19 protein-coding genes are annotated in these 19421 nt (G+C 72.2%); 6 read left to right on the top strand and 13 right to left on the bottom strand.

Annotation, left to right across the window (positions count from 1 at the left end; all coding sequences use genetic code 11):
• Positions 1-33: 33 nt before the first annotated feature.
• On the bottom strand, positions 34-885 hold the full coding sequence (locus ABZV77_RS11070) for a class I SAM-dependent methyltransferase (protein WP_356253476.1): 852 nt from the start codon (positions 883-885) through the stop codon (positions 34-36).
• A 137-nt stretch (positions 886-1022) separates the two neighbouring features.
• Here ABZV77_RS11070 and ABZV77_RS11065 point away from each other — a divergent pair, with 137 nt between their 5' ends.
• Positions 1023-1610: a TetR/AcrR family transcriptional regulator gene (locus ABZV77_RS11065; RefSeq protein WP_356253473.1), complete on the top strand. Its 588-nt coding sequence runs from the start codon at positions 1023-1025 to the stop codon at positions 1608-1610.
• 28 nt (positions 1611-1638) lie between these two features.
• On the opposite strand, the gene ABZV77_RS11060 is transcribed toward ABZV77_RS11065, so the two are convergent.
• The 3 genes from ABZV77_RS11060 to ABZV77_RS11050 all read right to left on the bottom strand — a co-directional run bounded on the left by ABZV77_RS11060 (position 1639) and on the right by ABZV77_RS11050 (position 5247).
• Positions 1639-2835, bottom strand: a complete 1197-nt coding sequence (locus ABZV77_RS11060; protein ID WP_356253471.1) for an NAD(P)-binding domain-containing protein — start codon at positions 2833-2835, stop codon at positions 1639-1641.
• 153 nt (positions 2836-2988) lie between these two features.
• Entirely contained in the window at positions 2989-3600 is a 612-nt protein-coding gene (locus ABZV77_RS11055; RefSeq protein ID WP_356253469.1) for a hypothetical protein, read from the bottom strand.
• Positions 3601-3774: 174 nt separating this feature from the next.
• On the bottom strand, positions 3775-5247 hold the full coding sequence (locus tag ABZV77_RS11050; RefSeq protein ID WP_356253466.1) for a penicillin-binding protein 2: 1473 nt from the start codon (positions 5245-5247) through the stop codon (positions 3775-3777).
• Between the two features lie 85 nt (positions 5248-5332).
• On the opposite strand from ABZV77_RS11050, the gene ABZV77_RS11045 reads away from it, so the two are divergent.
• Both ABZV77_RS11045 and ABZV77_RS11040 read left to right on the top strand, forming a co-directional pair.
• Positions 5333-6301 carry a LysR substrate-binding domain-containing protein gene (locus ABZV77_RS11045; protein ID WP_356253464.1) on the top strand — a complete coding sequence of 323 codons (969 nt, stop codon included), beginning with the start codon at positions 5333-5335 and terminating at the stop codon, positions 6299-6301.
• A complete protein-coding gene (locus ABZV77_RS11040) occupies positions 6298-7179 on the top strand; it encodes a serine hydrolase (RefSeq protein WP_356253461.1) in 882 nt (293 codons plus the stop codon). The genes ABZV77_RS11045 and ABZV77_RS11040 overlap by 4 nt, the downstream gene beginning before the upstream one ends.
• A gap of 45 nt (positions 7180-7224) precedes the next feature.
• Here ABZV77_RS11040 and ABZV77_RS11035 read toward each other — a convergent pair whose 3' ends face one another.
• Together ABZV77_RS11035 and ABZV77_RS11030 are read right to left on the bottom strand one after the other, a co-directional pair.
• The gene (locus tag ABZV77_RS11035; RefSeq protein ID WP_356253459.1) at positions 7225-7536 is read right to left on the bottom strand and encodes a hypothetical protein; all 312 of its coding nucleotides are present in this window, start codon (positions 7534-7536) and stop codon (positions 7225-7227) included.
• Entirely contained in the window at positions 7533-7910 is a 378-nt protein-coding gene (locus ABZV77_RS11030; protein ID WP_356253456.1) for a winged helix-turn-helix domain-containing protein, read from the bottom strand. The genes ABZV77_RS11035 and ABZV77_RS11030 overlap by 4 nt, the downstream gene beginning before the upstream one ends.
• A gap of 164 nt (positions 7911-8074) precedes the next feature.
• Between ABZV77_RS11030 and ABZV77_RS11025 the strand changes: the two genes are divergently transcribed.
• The 3 genes from ABZV77_RS11025 to ABZV77_RS11015 are packed head-to-tail and all read left to right on the top strand — an operon-like array spanning position 8075 to position 10376.
• A complete protein-coding gene (locus ABZV77_RS11025; protein WP_356253453.1) occupies positions 8075-8764 on the top strand; it encodes an ABC transporter permease in 690 nt (229 codons plus the stop codon).
• Entirely contained in the window at positions 8761-9441 is a 681-nt protein-coding gene (locus tag ABZV77_RS11020) for an ABC transporter permease (protein WP_356253450.1), read from the top strand. Before ABZV77_RS11025 ends, ABZV77_RS11020 begins: the two co-directional genes overlap by 4 nt.
• A complete protein-coding gene (locus ABZV77_RS11015) occupies positions 9438-10376 on the top strand; it encodes an ABC transporter substrate-binding protein (protein ID WP_356253447.1) in 939 nt (312 codons plus the stop codon). The genes ABZV77_RS11020 and ABZV77_RS11015 overlap by 4 nt, the downstream gene beginning before the upstream one ends.
• A gap of 79 nt (positions 10377-10455) precedes the next feature.
• Here the strand turns inward: ABZV77_RS11015 and ABZV77_RS11010 are convergent, their stop codons facing one another.
• The 7 genes from ABZV77_RS11010 to rhaI form a co-directional block, all read right to left on the bottom strand.
• Positions 10456-11619 (bottom strand): betaine/proline/choline family ABC transporter ATP-binding protein, encoded by a 1164-nt coding sequence (locus ABZV77_RS11010; RefSeq protein WP_356253444.1) that lies wholly within the window; start codon positions 11617-11619, stop codon positions 10456-10458.
• Between the two features lie 22 nt (positions 11620-11641).
• Positions 11642-12289 (bottom strand): LUD domain-containing protein, encoded by a 648-nt coding sequence (locus ABZV77_RS11005; protein WP_356253441.1) that lies wholly within the window; start codon positions 12287-12289, stop codon positions 11642-11644.
• Positions 12286-13785, bottom strand: coding sequence for a LutB/LldF family L-lactate oxidation iron-sulfur protein (locus ABZV77_RS11000; RefSeq protein WP_356253439.1), 1500 nt, complete (start codon positions 13783-13785; stop codon positions 12286-12288). Before ABZV77_RS11000 ends, ABZV77_RS11005 begins: the two co-directional genes overlap by 4 nt.
• Complete coding sequence (locus tag ABZV77_RS10995; protein ID WP_356253436.1) at positions 13782-14543, bottom strand: (Fe-S)-binding protein; 762 nt, start codon at positions 14541-14543, stop codon at positions 13782-13784. Before ABZV77_RS10995 ends, ABZV77_RS11000 begins: the two co-directional genes overlap by 4 nt.
• 67 nt (positions 14544-14610) lie before the next feature.
• Positions 14611-16071 (bottom strand): rhamnulokinase family protein, encoded by a 1461-nt coding sequence (locus tag ABZV77_RS10990; RefSeq protein ID WP_356253433.1) that lies wholly within the window; start codon positions 16069-16071, stop codon positions 14611-14613.
• A gap of 76 nt (positions 16072-16147) precedes the next feature.
• On the bottom strand, positions 16148-18187 hold the full coding sequence (locus tag ABZV77_RS10985) for a bifunctional aldolase/short-chain dehydrogenase (protein WP_356254286.1): 2040 nt from the start codon (positions 18185-18187) through the stop codon (positions 16148-16150).
• A gap of 5 nt (positions 18188-18192) precedes the next feature.
• Positions 18193-19389 carry an L-rhamnose isomerase gene (gene rhaI / locus ABZV77_RS10980; protein WP_356253430.1) on the bottom strand — a complete coding sequence of 399 codons (1197 nt, stop codon included), beginning with the start codon at positions 19387-19389 and terminating at the stop codon, positions 18193-18195.
• Positions 19390-19421 lie beyond the last annotated feature (32 nt).

The raw sequence follows: 19421 nt of genomic DNA, 5'->3' as shown, positions 1-19421 counted from the left end.
TGTTCGGGTACCCCGGTCGGCCGCCTGCCGCGCTCACCCCGTCGGCGCGCCGCTCGCCGTCACCAACAGCGCCGTGCTGCGCAGCCGCAGGGCGCCGTCGGCCTCGTGGGGGCGCAGGATCTCCGTCAGCCGTTCGCGTGCCCGGCCCCGTACCTCGGGGGTGACCTGGCTCGTCAGATGGCGCCCGGGACCGGAGTCGAGGAGGAACCCGGCGGCGTCGGCCGCGTCCCGGCCCCATGTCCCGTACGTCTCCACGCGCGTGGCCCCGATGTCCTCGAACCCGGCGGCGGACAGCACCTCGCAGGTCCTGTCGACGTCCGCGAGGGAGAACATGCCCGATCCGCCGGGCGCGCCGAAGCCGCCGATGGGGAGCAGGTCGCGCAGCGCGGCGAAGGCCTGCAGCCACTCATTGCCCTCGGGGTACGCGCCGCAGACGAACGCCGCGCGCCCGCCGGGGCGCAGCGCACGCGCGATGTTGCCGAACCCGGCCACCGGATCCGCGAAGAACAGCACGCCGTAGCGGCTGATCGCGACGTCGTACGCGCCCGGGTCGAAGGGGTGGACCTGGGCGTCGCCCTGCGTGAAGTCGACGTTGTCCGGGCCTTCCCTGCGGGCGGCGTGGCGCGCCTCGGCCAGCATGGGCGCCGACAGGTCGAGGCCCAGCGCATGGCCGTTGCTCGCCCGGCGCGCGGCCAGCCTGGTCGTCTGCCCCGCGCCGCAGCCGATGTCCAGGACGCGGTCGTTCTGCCCGACCGAAGCGGCGTCCAGGAGCGGGGAGTTGAATCCGGCGTTCACCGCGTCCCAGCGGTCCTGGTTGCGGGCCCAGTGCTCTCCCTCGTAACCGTTCCATGCCTGCGCCTGTTCGGTGTTGATGACGTTCTGCACTTCGTGCCCCCTGATGCATGGCGAATGGAGCGCCCGTCGCAGTTAGTATGGGCGCTCGCCCAAACAGTATGGGCGAGCGCCCATACTTGCAACGGGTCAACCCCGGATGCCTTGTTGTCGATGTCGAGGAGAACGTCATGTCACCGCGCGGAGTAGCGATCCCCGATCTTCGCGAGCGGCTGTTCGACGCTGCAGAGCGGATCGTCGCCCGTGCGGGCGCCGCGGCCCTCACCAGCCGGGCCGTCACCAGTGAGGCGGGCTGCGCCAAGGGGGTGCTGCACACGCATTTCGGGGGCGTGGACGCATTCGTCGCCGAGCTCGTGCTCGACAGGCTCGCGCGCACCGCGGCCCACGCCCAGGGGCTCCCCGGGCGGGCGGGTCAGGACACCGTGGCGGCGAACCTGACCGGCGTCGCGCTCGGGCTCCTGGACTCCCTCGACCCCAGGGTCGTCGGCCTCGCCATGACCAGCAACGCCACCTCCCAGCAGATCCGCGACGCGATGGCGGAGGGATCCCCCGGCTTCGGCGCGATCCAGGACGCGCTCACCGACTACCTCGACGCCGAACTGCGGCTCGGCCGGGTGCCGGCCGGCACCGACACCGCCACGACGGCGCTCGCCCTGGTCGGCACCGTCCACCACCTCCTGATGACCGGGGGCTGGGCCGGTGCGCCCGACCCCCGTGCACAGACCGAGCGGCTCGTCGCCCTGCTCGTACCGAGGTGAGAGCGGACCGCGCGGTGCCGCGGCGCGTTCACTCGTCGCACCACGCGGCCACGGACTTCGTCAGCCGGGGCCCCGCGAACCGGGTGCCGCTGACCAGGCGCATGGCGGGGCCGTAGGTCGCGACCGCCGAAGGGCCGGTGAAGTACAGCCCCGGCACGCTGGAGGAGAACCCCTTGTCCAGGACGGGGAATCCGCCGATGCGTATCAGGTCCGCGCGGAGCTCGGGGGAGAGGAAGTCCAGGGCCTCGAGCTGGATGCGGTAGCCCGTGGCGGCCAGGACGTGCTCGGACTCGACGGTGTGGGTACGTCCGTCCGGCGTCGTCGTCCGCAGGGTGATCCCGCCGCCGTACGTCTCCGCCGCCGTGATCTGCTGCTGTGCGAGGACGGGCACTCTGCCCTCGAACCGTTCCTTCAGCCACCACGCCCCGGCGGGGCGCAACGCCCGCTCGGCAAGACGGAGCCTGGCCGCCGAGGGCAGCTTCCGGAACGCGGCGGGCTGGCGGGTGAGGCCGTACATGGCCCAGGAGCGGCCCGCCGGGGTCTCGGGCCGCCAGTGCGGCCCCGACGACGGCGGCGCGTCGAACCGGACCCGTGAACCGCGCGTCACCACCTGCACGTCGGCGCCCGCCTCATGCAGCAGAGCGGCGCTCTCCAGCGCGGACTGACCGGCTCCGACGACGGTCACGGTGCGCCCGGCGAAGCTGCTCGGATCGGTCTGCTGCGAGCTGTGCGAGATCAGGCCGAGCGCCGACGGTCCGCCGGACGCCGCCGCCGCGAGGGGCGCGGGCAGATGCGCGAAGCCGGTGAGCCCGGTGGCCACGACGACGGCCCCGGCCCTGAGCACCTCGCCCGACGACAGCTTGACGCGGAAGCCGTCCGGGCCCCGGTCGACCGCGGCCACCCGCTCGTCCTCGACGCGGGGCACCAGCCGGTCCCGGAACCACCTTCCGTACCGGAGGAACAGCCCGACGGGCACCTGGTCGTGGGTGTCGAGCCTGCGCTCCCCGGCGTCGCGGCAGTAGTCGTGCAGCGTGAAGCCCTCGCGCGGGGTCGCAAGCTCGGTGGCGGCGGGCGGCGTCCGCAGGAGCATCCCGGCGGGCATGCGCCGGGCCCAGCTCGCCACGGGGGCACCGAAGACGCGCACGGGGATGCCGCGCGCCCGCAGGTGTGCGGCGGCGGACAGGCCGTACGGGCCCGCGCCGATGACGACGACGGTCTTGGACATGGAGGTCCCTCCTGGCGCCGTACGCGCGCGGTGTCAGTGGTGCGGACACGGCTCGGGGCGGCACCGAAAATCAGCAGCGGAACGTGCGGAGTCGGCAGGCCGGAGCTGCTCCCGTCCGTCTCGGCCCGCGCGGTGGACACGCCGCGGTCCGGGTCAGACGGTGAGCTGCGGGTGGGCCGGGGGACCCCGCCGTACCACCGCGTCCGCGAGGAGGAGGGGGAGCGAAGGCGCGTGGGCCGGACGTCCGGGGCGGCGTGCTGAAGCCGGGCCGGGCGGTGCGAGGGGCAGCGGCGCGCGGAACGGGCGCAGCAGCCGGGTGAGGAACGCCTGGAGGAGGCGCAGCAGCCGTGCCAGGGAGCCGCCGAGCGGGTTCGGCGGACGTGAGGCGGGAGCCGGGACGGGGCTCCGGCCGCCGCGGAGGGAGTCCCACCGGGTGGCGGCCCACTGCGTTGCGGTCCACCGGGTGCGGCCGCCGTCCTGCGGCAGGGCGAGGCGGAGCGACAGCGAGGCGTGGAACAGGACCGCGGCAGCGGCCGTCCTGGCGTCCCACGAAGGTGTCGGGCCGAGCATGGGGCCGAACACGAAGTGGTACGTGGCGACGGCGAAGAGGGTGCTCGCCAGGGAGAGGACGACGGGCCGTGCCGCCTGACGCGCCGTCGCGCCCGGCCGCATCGCCGTCGTCGGCCATGCCGACGCTCCCGGCCGCGCGGCGGCCATGTGCGGGCCGCGCGGCCGGGAGCGAAGCACCGGTCCCGAAGTCTTCATGACGCACCCATCATGGTGCGTCAGACCGCGACTGTCACCCGCGGCGTCCCGGCCACGGCCCGTCCGTGGTCGAGAACAGGGCTCGCCCGAGGGGGAGTTGAGGTCCTGACGGGACCGGCGCGGACCGGACCGGCGCGGACCGGCGCGGACCGGACCGGAGCTGTCGGCCCGCTGTCAGCGCTTGAGCACCGCCTCCATGACCGCCTTCGCGATCGGCGCCCCCAGGCGGCCGCCCGCGATCTCGGAGCGCGAGATGTCCATGTCCTCGGGGTCGACGAGCACCGCGACCGCCACCGGTGAAGTGCCGTCCTGCTGCTTGGCGTACGAGACGAACCAGGCGTACGGGCGCTCGTCCCGGACGTTCGCGCCGTGCTGCGCGGTGCCCGGCTTGCCGCCCACGGTGACGCCCTCCATCCGCACCTTGTCCGCCGTGCCTTCGGTCACCGTGTGCTCCATCATGGCCTGCACCTTCTTGGCGGTGTCCACGGAGACGGCCCGGTCGAGCACCTCGGGCTCGGCCTTCTCGATCAGCGCCAGGTCGGGGCCGCGGAGCTCGTCCACCATGTACGGCTTCATCACCTTGCCGTCGTTGGCGAGCCCGGCGACGGTCATGGCCATCTGCAGGGGTGTGCTGGTCACGCTGCCCTGGCCCATGCCGGTCAGCGCGGTCTGCGGCTTGTCCAGCCGCTCGGGATAGGCGCTCGCCGCCGAACGCACGGGTGTGAACTGCTCCTTGTTGAACCCGAACTTCTCCGCCGTCTCCCGCATCTTGTCCTTGCCCGTCTTCAGCGCCGCGTCGAGGAAGACGTTGTTGCACGACCACTGCATGCCGGTCTTCATCGACACCTTGTCGCACTGCGCGTCGGGCACGACGTTGCCGATCTCCGTGCTGCTGAGCGGCAGCCGGTAGGGGGCCGGGGCGCCGGACGGGGCGTCGATGTCGGTCACGGTGCCGTGCTCCAGGGCGGCGGCCGCGGTGAGGACCTTGAACGTCGAGCCGGGCGGATAGGTCTCGCGCGTCGCCCGGTTGTTCAGCGGCTTGTCCTTGCGCTCGTCGAGCTCCTTGAACGCCTTGCTCTCCTTCCCGGAGATACCGGCGAAGACGGAGGGGTCGTACGAGGGGGTGCTCGCCATCGCGAGGATCTTGCCGGTGCGCGGATCGAGGGCGACCACCGCGCCCTTGGCGTCGAGATCCGTCAGCCCCTTGTAGGCGGCCTTCTGCGCCTTGGGGTCGATGGTGGTGACGACGTCGCCGGGGCGCGGCTTCTCCCTGGTCAGCACGGACAGGGGATTGCCGAGCAGTCTGCTGTCCTTGCCGCTCAGCACGTCGTTCTCGACGCCTTCGAGGAACGTCGCGCCCTGGGCCTGGGAGAAGTACCCGGTGACCGGCGCGTACATCGGTCCTTCCTTGAACGTGCGTTTGTACTTGAGGTCCGAACCCGGCGTCGCCACGGACCCGGTGATCGCCTTCCCGCCGACGACGATGTCGCCGCGCGGACTGCTGAACGTGTCGATCTGCACCCGCCGGTTCTTCGCGTGGTCGGCGAGGCTGTCACCCCGGGCGAACTGCACCCACGTGGCCCGTACCAGCAAGGACAGCACGAGGACCCCGCAGAAGACGGCTATGTGCCGCAATGTCCTGTTCATTGCCAGAGGAGAGCAGCTCCGTGCTGCATATGTCCAAGATGGATATGGAGTGCGTAATGATGCATCTGGGATATCGTTGCTGCTCGTGGACCTGATACTGCATCTCCGGTGCTTTGTGGCTGTTGCAGAAGAGTCACATTTCGGCCGTGCCGCCGCCCGTCTCGGCACGGCCCAGCCACCGCTGTCGCAGCGCATCCAGCGGCTTGAGCGCGAGCTCGGGGTCCGGCTCTTCGAGCGCAACAGCCGCCAGGTGACGATCACCAAGGGCGGGCTGCTCCTCCTCGACGAGGCCCGTGAGCTCCTGGCCCGCTCCGAGGCCCTGATGGCCACCAGCCGCCGCATCCGGGACGGCGACGCCGGACTGCTGCGCGCCGCGCTGCCGCCCGACATCGCGGGCGAGACCGTCGCCGAGATCCTGGCCGACTTCCAGCGGCGCCACGCGGACGTGGAGCTGGAGCTGCACGAACTGTCCACCTCGGAGCAGCTCGCCCGGTTCGCCTCGCACGACCTCGACGTCGGGCTCATCCACCACCCCTGCGACGTCACGGGCCTGGGCCTCGGTCCGGTCCTCCGGCGCGAGCTGGGCGTGCTGCTGCCGCGCGACGCGCCCGCCGCCGCCTTCGACGAGGTGCCGCTCGGCTCCCTCGGCGACCACGACCTGATCCTCTTCCCGCGCGCCAACGCCCCTGCCCTGCACGACGACCTGCTCACCACCTGCGCCCGCAACGGCTACACGCCCGCCGCCATCCGGCACGGCCAGGGCCCCAGCTTCATCCGCGGCCTCATCCGCTCCGCCAACTCCGTGGCCTTCCGGCCGCGCGAGGCACGCTCCGCCGACGCGGCCGCCGACGACCCGGAGATCGTCTGGCGCCCGCTGGCGGGAGCGCCCCTGGCCCTGCGCCACTCGGTGGCCTGGCCGCAGGGGCACAGCGACGCCGCCGTCACCGCCTTCGCCGACGCCACCACCCATGCCATGTGGAAAACTGCCGCGGTGACCACCGACCTGCCCTCGCGCCCCGTCCATCTGCGCCCGGCAGCGGAGTACTACCTGTGAGCAACCCTCTCGGCCTCCTGCGCGGAGCCTTCGCCGAAGCCGGTGTCACGGGCCGTCTGCACGCCGTCGACATCGACTCGGGGGCGGAGGTCGATGCCGGTGCCGACCAGCCGGTCGTCACCGCCAGCGTGCACAAGCTGTGCCTGCTCGTCACCCTCCACCAGCGGGCCGCGGCCGGGGAGTTGGACCTCACCGAACAGGTCGAGTGCCCGGCCGACCTGCGCACGCCGGGTCCCACCGGGCTCTCCGCGATGCTCGACCCCGTCCGGATGTCCCTGCGCGACATCGCCTTCCTGATGATGGCCGTCAGCGACAACACCGCCGCCGACCTCCTCCTGGCACGCGTCGGCCTGGACGCCGTCAACGCCACCACCGCCGCGCTCGGCCTGGACCGCACGCACGCCAGGCACACCTTCAGCGAACTCCTCGCCACGATGAAGGAGGACGCGGGCCCCGGCGGCGCGCAGGCGCTGACCGATCCCCACGTCATCGCACGGCTGCGGGCGCTCGACCCCGCCCGCAGCAACCGCAGCACCCCGCGCGACATGACCCGGCTGCTCGCCGCCGTCTGGCGTGACGAGGCCTGCCCCCCCGAGCACGGTGCCGCGCTCCGCCGCCTCCTCGGCCTGCAGGTCTGGCCGCACCGGATGGCGTCGGGCTTCCCCTTCGACGACGTCCACGTCGCGGGCAAGACCGGCAGCCTGCCGACGCTGCGCAACGAGGTGGGCGTCGTCGAATACCCCGACGGCGGCCGCTACGCCGTGGCCGTCTTCACCCGCGCCGCAGGCACCGCGGCGATCCTGCCCGCGGCCGACGCCGTGATCGGCACGGCCGCCCGCATCGCCGTCGACGCGCTGCGGGCGCGGGCGTCGAGTTAGTGGAGTGCCGACACTCCCGGCCGCACCGTGTCGGGCGGGCCCGGACTATTCGATCTCGCGCATCATCTTCTCCATCGAGCCGACCGAGTGCCGGGTCTGCGCCAGCTCCTCGCGGGTCTGCCGCAGCTCGTCCAGGGAGCGCCGGTGCAGCTCGACGTTGTCCTCGAGCAGCTGGGCGTACCGCGCGGCGAGCGCCTTGTACTGCTCCTCGCGCGCGGCCAGCATCCTGGCCCGCCAGGTGGCGGCGACCTGCCAGACGAGGACGGTCATCAGCATGAAGAACCCGGCTGCGCCGACCGCTCCGACCCATTCGCCCACGTCCCCGCCGTCGGCGAGCGTCACCAGTTGTCCGTTCACTTCACTTCCTCTTTCGCGGTCTCCGGTGTCGTGCCCGCCCCGGACTTCTCCCGGGTGTCCGTGAGGCTCCGGACCGCCCGATGGACGAGCTGTGGCGTCAACTCGTAGAAGAACGGCGCCACTTCGAAGTACTTCATGTGCTTTCCGTCCTCGCTCACTTCGAGCGAGCCGACGACCAGCCCGGCCCCCTCGAGCAGTTTCAGATGCATGTGCAGCAGCGGTCGGCCCATGCCGATCTCGCGGGCCAGCGCGCTGACGTAGTTGCGGCGCTCGGTGAGCGCCGCGACGATCCGCATGCGGTGCGGATTGCCCAGGGCGGTGAGCGCCTTCAGGAGCTCGTCGCCCGTCGGCTCCGGAACCGGTTCCTCGGTCATCGGGGTCTCTCCTTGGTGCCTGTCAAGAAACGCTGACACGTGCGTCGAGTACGTGTCAAAGATTCCTGACACATATCAGGGACAGATGGGGGACATCTCAGGGGCGGACCCGTACGGGTCACCAGAACGCGCCGTCCCCCCGCCTTCCCGCCTTGAATGAACGGGTGACCGCGCCCCCCGACGACTGCCTCGCGCGCAACGAGTGGATCTGCGGTGAGTATCTGAGCACCCGCCGCCAGATCCTGCTCGACGCGGTCGTCCAGCACCTGCAGCTGACGTCGCTCTCCGTCGTGATCGCGCTCGTCGTCGCGGTGCCGCTCGCCGTGCTCGCCCGCCGCTGGGGATGGGCCGCGGGGCCGGTCCTCGCGCTCACCACCGTCCTGTACACCATCCCCTCGCTCGCGATGTTCTCGCTGCTGCTCCCGGTGTACGGACTCTCCGCCTCGCTCGTCGTCGCGGGCCTCGTCCTCTACTCCCTCACCCTGCTCGTGCGGAACATCCTCGCCGGGCTGCGCGCCGTCCCCGAGGACACCCGGCAGGCCGCCCGCGGCATGGGCTACGGCCCCATCCGCCTCCTGCTCACGGTAGAGCTGCCGCTCGCGCTGCCCGCGGCCATGGCCGGGCTGCGCATCGCCACGGTCTCCGCCGTCTCCCTCGTCACCATCGGCGCGATCGTCGGCTTCGGCGGGCTCGGCAACCTCATCTACACGGGCATGAACACCTACTTCAAGGCGCAGGTGCTCACCGCGTCCGTGCTGTGCGTCGTCATCGCCATCGCGGCGGACCTGCTGCTGCTCGGCGTACAACGCATCCTCACCCCCTGGGAACGAGCGGCGAGGGCGGTACGCCCATGAACACACTCGGCGACGCCTGGGCGTGGCTCACCGACTCGGCGCACTGGGCCGGTGACGACGGCATCTGGCACCGGCTCACCCAGCACCTCGTCCTCACCGTCGTCTGTCTGCTGCTCAGCTGCCTCATCGCCCTGCCGATCGCCCTCGTCCTCGGCCACCTCGGCAAGGGCGGCGCGCTCGCCGTGAACATCTCCAACGTCGGACGCGCCGTGCCGACCTTCGCGGTCCTCGTCCTGCTGCTCCTCACCCCCCTCGGCACCTGGGGCGAGGGCCCGACCGTCGTCGCGCTCGTGCTGTTCGCCGTACCGCCGCTGCTCACCAACGCGTACGTGGGCATGCGCGGCGTCGACCGCAGCATCGTCCAGGCGGCGCGCGGCATGGGGATGACCGGTCGGCAGATGCTGTGGCGGGTCGAACTGCCGCTCGCGCTGCCGTTGGTGCTCAGCGGCATCCGCATCGCCGCCGTGCAGCTCGTCGCCACCGCCACCATCGCCGCGCTCGCGGGCGGCGGCGGACTCGGCCGGATCATCACCGCGGGCTTCAACCTGGCGAGCACCCCGCAGGTCGTGGCCGGTGCCGTCCTGGTCGCCCTGTTCGCGCTGCTCGTCGAGGGCGTCTTCGAGGTGGCCGAACGGTGCGCGCCCGGCTGGGCGCGGGGGCGGGGGAGTGCCGGATGAAGCGGCGCACAGGGCTCGCGGCCGCCGCCCTCGTCCTGGTCAGCGGCTGCGCGACCGGCCCCTCACTGGAGACCCAGGACGAGGTCACCGCGCCCCCGGGCGACAGCAAGAGCCTCGTCGTCGGCTCCGCGGGCTTCACCGAGTCTGACCTGCTCGCCCAGATGTACACGCTGCTCCTGCACAAGGCGGGCTACCGCACGCGCATCCTGTCCGTCGCCAACCGCGAGCTGTACGAGCCCGCCCTGGAGTCCGGCCAGATCGACGTCGTCCCCGAATACGCGGCGACCTTCGCGGACTGGCTCAACGCCAAGAAGAACGGCGCCGACGCGCGGCCCGTCGGCTCGCCCGACCTCGACGCGACCATGAAGGCCCTGCGCCGCCTCGCCACCCCGCACGGCCTCACCGTCCTCGACCCGGGCAAGGCCGTCGACCAGAACGCCTTCGCCGTCGCCGCCTCGTACGCCGAGCAGCACAAGCTCAAGACCCTCAGCGACCTCGGCAGATCGGGCCTGAAGGTGCGGCTCGCCGCGGGCGACGAATGCGTGCAACGCCCCTACTGCGCCCCGGGGCTGAAGAAGGTGTACGGCATCGACATCACCGGAGTCGACCCCAAGGGCGTCGGCACGACCCAGGCCAAGAAGGCCGTCCAGGGCGGCCAGGACCAGATGGTGCTCACCACGTCGACGGACGCGACCCTCGACGACTTCGGCCTGGTGCTCCTCAAGGACGACAAGAAGCTGCAGAACGCCGACTACCTCGTGCCCGTGGTCAACCGCTCCCGCGCGGGCAGCAAGGGCGTCGCCGCCGCACTGGGCCGCCTCAACCCCGTCCTGACGACGGCGGACCTGGCGTCCCTGAACGAACAGGTGGACAGCTGGCGCCGCCTCCCGCAGGACGTGGCACGGGCGTACCTGGAGAAGAAGAACCTGCTGTAGAGCCCCGTCAGGGGCGCGGGGAACTGCGCGACAAGCCACGACGAGCCCGCAGCCGAAAACCGCCCGACCAGCGGAGCGCTTACGCGTCAGCCACCGAGTCGAACTCCACCTGATCCCGCGCCACGCCCTGCGCGTCCGCGTCCACCGAGCGGCGCAGCGCCTCGTGCAGCTTCGCCGGGGTCAGGACGCCGAGGAAACGCGCCCCGTCGAGCACCGCGACCCATCCCGCGTCGTGCTGCAGCATCACGCCGAAGGCCTGCTTGAGCGGGGCGCCGATCGGCACCCAGGACTTCATCCGGTGCGCCAGGTCGCCGACCGCGCCGCCGGAACCCGCCAGCGACAGCTCGTCGAGGCCCACCCAGCCGTGCAGATCGCCGTCCGTGTCCAGCACGACGGCCCACCGCGCCTCCTCCTCGCGCAGCCGGGCCGCGGCCTGCGCGGCGGGCTCGTCGAGCCGGGCGATCGGCGGCTCCTCCAGGTCGTCGGTCTGGATCTCGGTGACGGAGAGCCGCTTCAGCCCGCGGTCGGCGCCCACGAACTCGGCGACGTACGGCGTCTCGGGCGCCCCGAGCACCGCCCCCGGAGTGTCGAACTGCTCGATGCGCCCCTGCCCGTACACCGCGATGCGGTCACCGAGCCGGACCGCCTCCTCGATGTCGTGCGTGACCAGGAGCACCGTCTTGCGGACGGCGGCCTGCATCCGCAGGAACTCGTCCTGCAACTGCTCGCGCACCACCGGGTCCACGGCGCCGAACGGCTCGTCCATCAGGAGCACCGGCGGGTCGGCGGCCAGCGCCCTGGCCACGCCCACGCGCTGGCGCTGACCGCCCGAGAGCTGCTCGGGGTAGCGCGAGCCGTACGTCTTCGGGTCCAGGCCCACCAGCTCAAGCAGCTCCGCCGCCCGCGCCCGCGCCTTGGCCTTCTTCCAGCCGATCAGGGCAGGGACGGTCGCCGTGTTGTCGAGGATCGTGCGGTGCGGGAAGAGGCCGACCTGCTGGATGACGTAGCCGATCCGGCGGCGCAGGCGCACCGGGTCGACGTCGGCGATGTTCTCCCCGTTCACGAAGATGCGCCCCGACGTCGGCTCGATGAGCCGGTTCACCATCATCATCGTGGTGGTCTTGCCGCAGCCGGAGGGGCCGACGAGCGTGACCAGTTCGCCCTCGCCGACCTCGAAGGAGAGGTCGTCCACGGCCGTCGTGCCGTCCGGATAGCGCTTGGTCACCTGCTCGAACCGGATCATGCCCTCACGCTAGCCGCGCCCGTCACTCACCGCTCATCAGCACCACCTCCAGGGTGCGCGGGCCATGCACTCCCTCGACCCGGTCCAGCTCGATGTCGCTGGTCGCGGACGGTCCCGAGATCCAGGTCAGCGGCCGCACCGGGTCGAGCCGTTCGAGGGCCAACGGCACCGAAGCGACCACTTGGTCGGGCACCCGTACGACACAGATGTGGTGGTCCGGCACCAGGGTGATGCGACGGCGGCCCTGGTCCGGGGAGCCGTCGAGCACGATCGTGCCGGTCTCGGCGACGGCGAGGGCGCAGCCCGTGATGACGCTGTCGACCCGGTCGAGCTCGTGCGCGGTGCTCACCGCCCGGTCGTGGATCCGCACGGGGTCGGCGGCCGCCAGCCAGTGCGGCGGGAGCCCCGGCGGCACGAGCACGGTCTCGGCACCGCGCTCCGCGTGCAGGCGCATCAGCAGGTCCGACACCTCGTCCTCCGTGCAGCGGTGCACGATCGCGCGGTAGTCCGCGAGGTTCTCCGCGAGCAGGTCGACGGTCTCCTCCACGGTGCGCCCGCCGTGCTCGCGTGCGTATCCGCGCTCCACCGCCGCCTCGTACGCGGGGTCGTCGGCGGGCACGTCGGCGAGCGCCCGCCGCACCCGGCCCAGGATCCGGTCCCTGCCGCTCACTGGCCGCTCCCCTCCGTCGTACCGCCGCTGCCGTCGCCCCGCGTGCGCTGCCACCAGTCGCGGAACGACTCCGCGGGCACCTTCGGCAGATCCCGGGTCGCACTCCACGCCCTGCCGGGCCCGGGGAGCGTGCGCGGATGGAGCCGCCGGGTCCGCGACGCCAGGCGCTGGCCCGCGCGGAGCGCGCCCGGACGGGCGAACGCCAGGCCCGCCGCGCGCATCGCCGCCCGCTCCGCCGCATGCCCCTTCGCGGGCTTGAGCGTCACCCTGTTGCCGTCCCGCACCGCCTCGCCGCCCTGCACGACCCGCTCCCGCAGGTGCACCAGGACCTCGGGGATGTCGATGGCGACCGGGCACACCTCGTAGCAGGCCCCGCAGAGCGAGGACGCGTACGGCAGGGAGGCGTCGATCTCGCTGCCGGTGCCGCGGAGCTGGGGGCTGAGGATCGCGCCGATCGGCCCCGGATACACCGAGCCGTACGCATGCCCGCCCGCCCGCTCGTACACCGGGCAGACATTGAGACACGCGGAGCAGCGGATGCAGCGCAGGGCCTGGCGGCCCACCTCGTCGGCGAGGGTGTCGGTGCGGCCGTTGTCGAGCAGGACGAGGTGGAAGTCGCTCGGGCCGTCCTGGTCGGTCGTGCCGGTCCACATCGACGTGTACGGGTTCATGCGCTCGGCCGTCGAGGAGCGGGGGAGCGTCTGCAGGAAGACCTCCAGGTCGCGCCAGCTCGGGACGATCTTCTCGATGCCGACGACGGAGATCAGCGTCTCCGGAAGGGTGAGGCACATCCGGCCGTTGCCCTCCGACTCCACGACGACCAGCGTGCCGGTGTCGGCCACCATGAAGTTCGCCCCGGAGATGCCGACCTTGGCGCGCAGGAACTTCTCCCGCAGGTGCAGCCGCGCCGCCTCGGCGAGCTCGGCCGGAGTGTCGGTCAGCCCCTCCGGCGCCGGGCGGCCCCAACCGGCCATCTCCTTGCGGAAGATGTCACGGATCTCGCCGCGGTTGCGATGGATGGCGGGCACCAGGATGTGCGAGGGACGGTCCCGGCCGAGCTGCACGATGAGCTCGGCGAGGTCGGTCTCGTAGGCACGGATGCCTTCCGCCTCAAGGGCTTCGTTGAGGCCGATCTCCTGTGTGGCCATCGACTTGACCTTGACGACCTCCGACTCGCCGGTGGCCTTGACCAGCTCCGCGACGATGCGGTTCGCCTCGTCGGCGTCGGCCGCCCAGTGCACGGTGCCGCCCGCCCGCTCGACGGACTCCTCCAACTGCACGAGGTAGCGGTCGAGGTGGCGCAGGGTGTGGTCCTTGATGCGCTTGCCCGCCTCGCGCAGCCCGTCCCAGTCGGACAGCTCGGCGACGGCCCGCGCACGCTTGTCGCGGATGGTGTGGGTGGCATGCCGCAGGTTGGCCCGCAGGGTCGTGTCGCCGACCGCTTCCCGAGCCGCCGTGGGGAACGCGGGCATGCCGACGAAGGTCCCGCCGCTCATGAAAGGGGCTCCTCTTCCGTACTGGCCAGGATCTCCGCGATGTGGACGGGACGCACCGCCGTGCGCAACCGCGTCATCGTGCCGCCGATGTGCATCAGGCAGGAGTTGTCCGCCGCGCACAGCACGTCGGCCCCCGTCGACTCGGCGTGGCGCACCTTGTCGGCGCCCATCGCCGCCGAGACATCGGAGTTCTTCACGGCGAAGGTGCCGCCGAAACCGCAGCACTCCTCGGCGCCCGGCAGCTCGACCAGCTCCAGCCCCTTGACCGCCCGGAGGAGCCGGGCGGGCCGGTCGGCGAGCCCCAGGGCACGCAGACCGTGGCAGGTCGGGTGGTACGTCACCTTGTGCGGGTAGTACGCGCCCACATCGGTGACACCGAGGACGTCCACCAGGAACTCCGTGAGTTCGTACGTCTTCGGGACCACCGGGGCGAGCGTGCGCGCGAGGCCGTCGCCGCGGCCCTCGGCACGGGCCCGGTCGCCCATGCGCGGGTACAGCTCCCGCACCATCGCCCCGCACGACCCCGACGGCGTCACGACCGCGTCGTACGCGTCCGACCCGAAGACATCGGAGAAATGCCGTGCCAGTGGCTCGGCCTGATGGCGGTAACCGGTGTTGTAGTGCGCCTGCCCGCAACAGGTCTGCGCCATCGGGAAGTCGACGTCAACTCCCAGCCTGGTCAGCAGTTTCACCACTGCCCGACCCGTCTCCGGATACAGCGTGTCGTTGACACACGTCAGGAACAGGGCGACACGCATCGCGGGTTCCTCCTACTCGGTCATCGGATGGATGCAGCGTACGCGGGCACGGACCGCGGGGGAATCATCAGCGGTCACGTCGTATGAGGCGCTCCTCGGCGGCCTGCCACCGGGCGGCGCCACCACGCGGCTCGTACCGCCTGGGCGGCTGGGTGCGGGCCACCAGCGCACGTGCCTCCGCGCGGTCGGCGAGGAGGCCGTGGGCGCGGGCCTGCACCAGGACGTTGCCGAGGGCGGAGGCCTCCGCCGGGCCCGCCAGGAGCGGCAGCCCGCAGGCGTCCGCGGTCAGTTGGCACAGCAGTGCGTTGCGGGCACCGCCGCCGACCAGGTGCACCGCGTCGACCGTGCGTCCGGCAAGGCGTTGGGCGTCCTCGACGGCGCGGCGGTGCGCGAGCGCCAGGGAGTCCAGGACGCAGCGCGTCGTCTCGGCGGGCGTGCTCGGCACGGGCTGGCCCGAGGCGCGGCAGGCCTCGGCTATCCGGTCCGGCATCCGGCCGGGCGCCAGGAACTCGGGCGCGCCCGCGTCCACGACGGAGCGCAGCGGTTCGGCGTCGGCGGCCGCGGCGAGCAGGTCGGCCGGGTCGGGGTGGCGCCAGGCGCGCAGGCACTCCTGCAGCAGCCACAGGCCCATGATGTTGCGCAGGTACCGGACGGTGCCGTCGATGCCCAGCTCATTGGTGAAGTTGGCCTGCCTGCTCTCCTCCGTCAGGACGGGGGCGTCCAGTTCGAGTCCGGCGAGGGACCAGGTGCCGGTGCAGAGGTACGCGAAGTCGGCGCCGTCCGCCGCGGGAACGGCCGCGACGGCGGACGCGGTGTCGTGCGAGGCGACGGCCGTCACCGGCACCGGCCCCCGCAGCCCCGTCTCCGCCAGGACGTGAGGCAGCAGCAGGCCCGCCGGATCGCCCGGCCGCCGCAGGGCCGGGAACAGGCCGAGGTCGATCCCGACGCGCCCCGCGACCTCGCGCGCCCACTCCCCGGTACGGAGGTCGAGGAGTTGTGTCGTGGAGGCGTTGGTCAGCTCGGTCCCGAGGTCACCGGTGAGCCAGTAGGCGATCAGATCCGGGATGAGGACGGCATGCCGCGCCGCGGCGAGCTGAGCGGTCTCCCGGGCGGCGACCAACTGGAACAGGGTGTTGAACGGAGCGTGCTGCAGCCCCGTCGCGTCGTAGAGCTCGGGCGCCGGGATGCGCGACCACACCTGCTCGGCGATGCCCTCCGTGCGGCGGTCGCGGTAGTGCACGGGGTTGCCGAGGAGGGCGCCGTCGGCGTCCAGGAGGCCGTAGTCGACCGCCCAGCTGTCGATGCCGACGGACGCCACCTCTCCGGCGGCGCGCAATCCGTCGAGCACGCCCGCGTACAGCGCGAGGACGTCCCAGTGCAGCGTGGGGCCGGTGCGCACGGGGGTGTTGGGGAAGCGGTGGACCTCCTCCAGGGCGAGGCTGCCGGGACCGACCCGGCCGACCATGACGCGCCCGCTGGACGCGCCCAGATCTACCGCGGCGAAGCGGGGGGATGACGTGTGGTGCATGAGGGCTCTCAAGGTCGGCGGGTGGGGCCCGAGGGGCGGGTGCGACACGGGCAAGAGGGGGAGGGGATGCGGCCGGTCAGCGCAGGAACGCCGCCGCCACCCCCGCGTCCACCGGTATGTGCAGGCCCGTCGTCTGCGAGAGGTCCCCGCCCGTCAGGGCGAACACCGCGTCCGCCACGTGCTCCGGGAGGACCTCGCGCTTGAGGAGGGTCCGCTGGGCGTAGAACTCGCCGAGCTTCTCCTCCGGCACCCCGTACACCGCCGCGCGCCGCGCCCCCCAGCCCCCGGCGAAGATGCCCGAACCACGCACCACACCATCCGGGTTCACTCCGTTGACACGAATGCCGTCCTCACCCAACTCGGCCGCCAGGAGCCGCACTTGATGGGCCTGGTCGGCCTTGGTCGCGGAGTAGGCGATGTTGTTCGGGCCCGCGAACACTGCGTTCTTGGAGGCGATGTACACGACGTCGCCGCCCATGCCCTGCTCCCGCATCACGCGGGCAGCCTCGCGGGAGACGAGGAAGGAGCCGCGCGCCATCACGGCGTGCTGGACGTCCCAGTCGCGGGCCGTGGTCTCAAGGAGCGGCTTGGACAGGGAGATTCCCGCGTTGTTGACGATCAGGTCCACTCCGCCGAAGGCGAGCGCCGCCGCTTCGAACGCCGCGGCGATCTGTGCCTCGCTGGTCACGTCCACGGTGACGGCGACCGCCCGGTCGGGCCCGCCCAGCTCCTCGGCGACGGCGGCCGCACCCTGCGCGTTCAGGTCCGCGACGACCACGCAGGCGCCCTCGGCGGCGAGACGGCGCGCGATGGCCCTGCCGATGCCGCTGCCCGCGCCCGTCACGAGGGCCACCCGGGTCGCCAGCGGCTTCGGCGCGGGCATCCGGCGCAGCTTCGCCTCCTCCAGCTCCCAGTACTCGATGCGGAACTTCTCGGACTCCTCGATCGGGGCGTACGAGGAGACGGCCTCCGCGCCGTGCATGACATTGATCGCGTTGACGTAGAACTCGCCGGCCACGCGCGCGGTCTGCTTGTCCCTGCCGAAGCTGAACATGCCGACGCCGGGCACCAGGACGATCGCGGGGTCGGCGCCGCGCATCGCGGGCGAGCCGGGCTCGGCGTGCCGTGCGTAATACGCCTCGTACTCCGTGCGGTACTCGGCGTGCAGGTCCCGGAGGCGGCCGATCGTCTCCTCCAGGGACGCCGTCGGCGGCAGGTCCAGGACCAGCGGCCTGACCTTCGTCCGCAGGAAATGGTCGGGGCAGGACGTGCCGAGGGCGGCGAGCCTCGGGTGCTCGGTGCGGGAGAGGAAGTCCAGGACCGGCGCCGAGTCGGTGAAGTGGCCGACCTGTGGGTGGTCCTGGGAGGCGAGGCCCCGGATCACGGGGGCCAGCGCGGCCGCCCGAGCCAGGCGCTCGGTGGAGGGCAGCGGCCCGAACCCGGCAAGCTCCGGGCCGAGGGGATCTTCCTTGCCGCGCTCGGCGAGGAACCGCTCCGCCCTCCGGATCATGTGCAGGGAGTTGCGCGCGCACTCCTCCGACGTCTCTCCCCACGCCGTGATGCCGTGCCCGCCCAGGACGCAGCCGATCGCCTCCGGACGCGCCCGCCGCACCGCCGCGATGTCCAGGCCCAGTTGGAACCCCGGTCGGCGCCACGGCACCCAGGCCACGGTGTCGCCGAAGCACTCGGCGGTCAGCTTCTCGCCGTCGGCCGCGCAGGCGAGCGCGATGCCGCTGTCCGGGTGCAGGTGGTCGACGTGCGCGGCCTCGACCAGGCCGTGCATCGCCGTGTCGATGGACGGCGCCGCGCCGCCCTTGCCGTGCAGGCAGTAGTCGAACGCCGCGACCATCTCGTCCTCGTGCTCCACTCCTGCGTACACCCCCGTCAGCGCACGCAGCCGGTCCAGGCGCAGCACCGCGAGGCCCGGCTCCCGCAGCGTGCCGAGGTCGCCGCCGGACCCCTTGACCCACATGAGGTCTACGGCATCGCCCGTCACCGGGTCCGGTGCGGTGCCCTTCGCCGAGGCGTTCCCACCCGCATAGTTCGTGTTGCGCGGGTCGGCGCCCAACGCGTGGGCGCGGTCCAGCAGTTCCCTGACGCTCTTGTGCCGCTCCATCCCGCTCATGCCCCCCATCCGGCCTGCACGCCGCCGACCCGGTCCCTGACGATCTGCTCCTGCCAGCCTGACCGCTCATAGGCCCCCAGCGGATCAGGGGCCAGCCCCGACTCCTCCCTGACTTCTGCCAGTAGGGGCCGCACGTCGGTGTTGTACGCGTCCATCAGCGCCCCGTTCGCCGCCAGCACATCGCCCCGGCGCTGGGCGTCGGCCAGCACCTCGGCGTCCACGAGCAGCGCCTTCGCGGTCGCCTCCTGCACGTTCATGACGGAGCGGATGATCGCGGGGATCTTCGCCTCGATGTTGTGGCACTGGTCGAGCATGAAGGCGACTCCGGATGCGCCGGGGGTGTCCGCGGCGAGTGCGGCGAGGCCGCCGCCGCGCACCACCTCGTACATGATCCGGAACAGCTGGAAGGGGTCCGCCGCGCCGACCATCAGGTCGTCGTCCGCGTAGAACCGCGAGTTGAAGTCGAAGCCGCCGAGCCTGCCCTCGCGCAGCAGCGTCGCCACGATGAACTCGATGTTCGTGCCCGGTGCGTGGTGGCCGGTGTCCACGACGACCTGCGCCTTGGGGCCCAGCTTGAGGCAGTGCGCGTACGCGGTGCCCCAGTCCGGCACGTCGGTGGCGTAGAAGGCGGGCTCGAACAGCTTGTATTCGAGGAGCATCCGCTGGTCGTCGCCGAGCCGGTCGTAGACCGTGCGCAGCGCCTCGGAGAGGCGGTCCTGCCGGTCGCGCAGATCGTCCTGGCCGGGGTAGTTGGTGCCGTCCGAGAACCAGAGCTTGAGGTCCTTGGAGCCGGTGGCGTCCATAATGTCGACGCACTCCAGGAGGTGCGCGACCGCCTTGCGCCTGACGGCGGGGTCGGGGTTGGTGACCGAGCCGAGCCGGTAGTCGTCGTCCTGGAAGACGTTGGCGTTGATCGCGCCGAGGCGCAGCCCGCACTCCTTGGCGTGGTCCGCGAGTGCGCCGTAGTCGTCGACGCGGTCCCACGGGATGTGCAGGGCGACGGTCGGCGCGACGCCCGTGTGGGCGTGCACGCGGGCCGCGTCGTCCAGTTTCTCGTGCGGGGTGCGGGGGACACCTGGCTGCGCGAAGACCTTGAAGCGCGTGCCGGAGTTGCCGTACGCCCAGGACGGTGTCTCCAGGGCCTGGGTGGTGAGTGCCGCTTTCACGGCGTCCTTGCTGGATCCGGCGGTCATCGCGCAGCCCTTCCGAAAGGTGGTTCGAGTGG

Origin of the sequence: Streptomyces sp. NPDC004732, from assembly GCF_040609235.1 — a bacterium.
GTDB lineage: Bacteria > Actinomycetota > Actinomycetes > Streptomycetales > Streptomycetaceae > Streptomyces.
The sequence above is the reverse complement of the archived record's forward strand: the minus strand, read 5'-3'. Positions and strand labels throughout refer to the sequence as shown.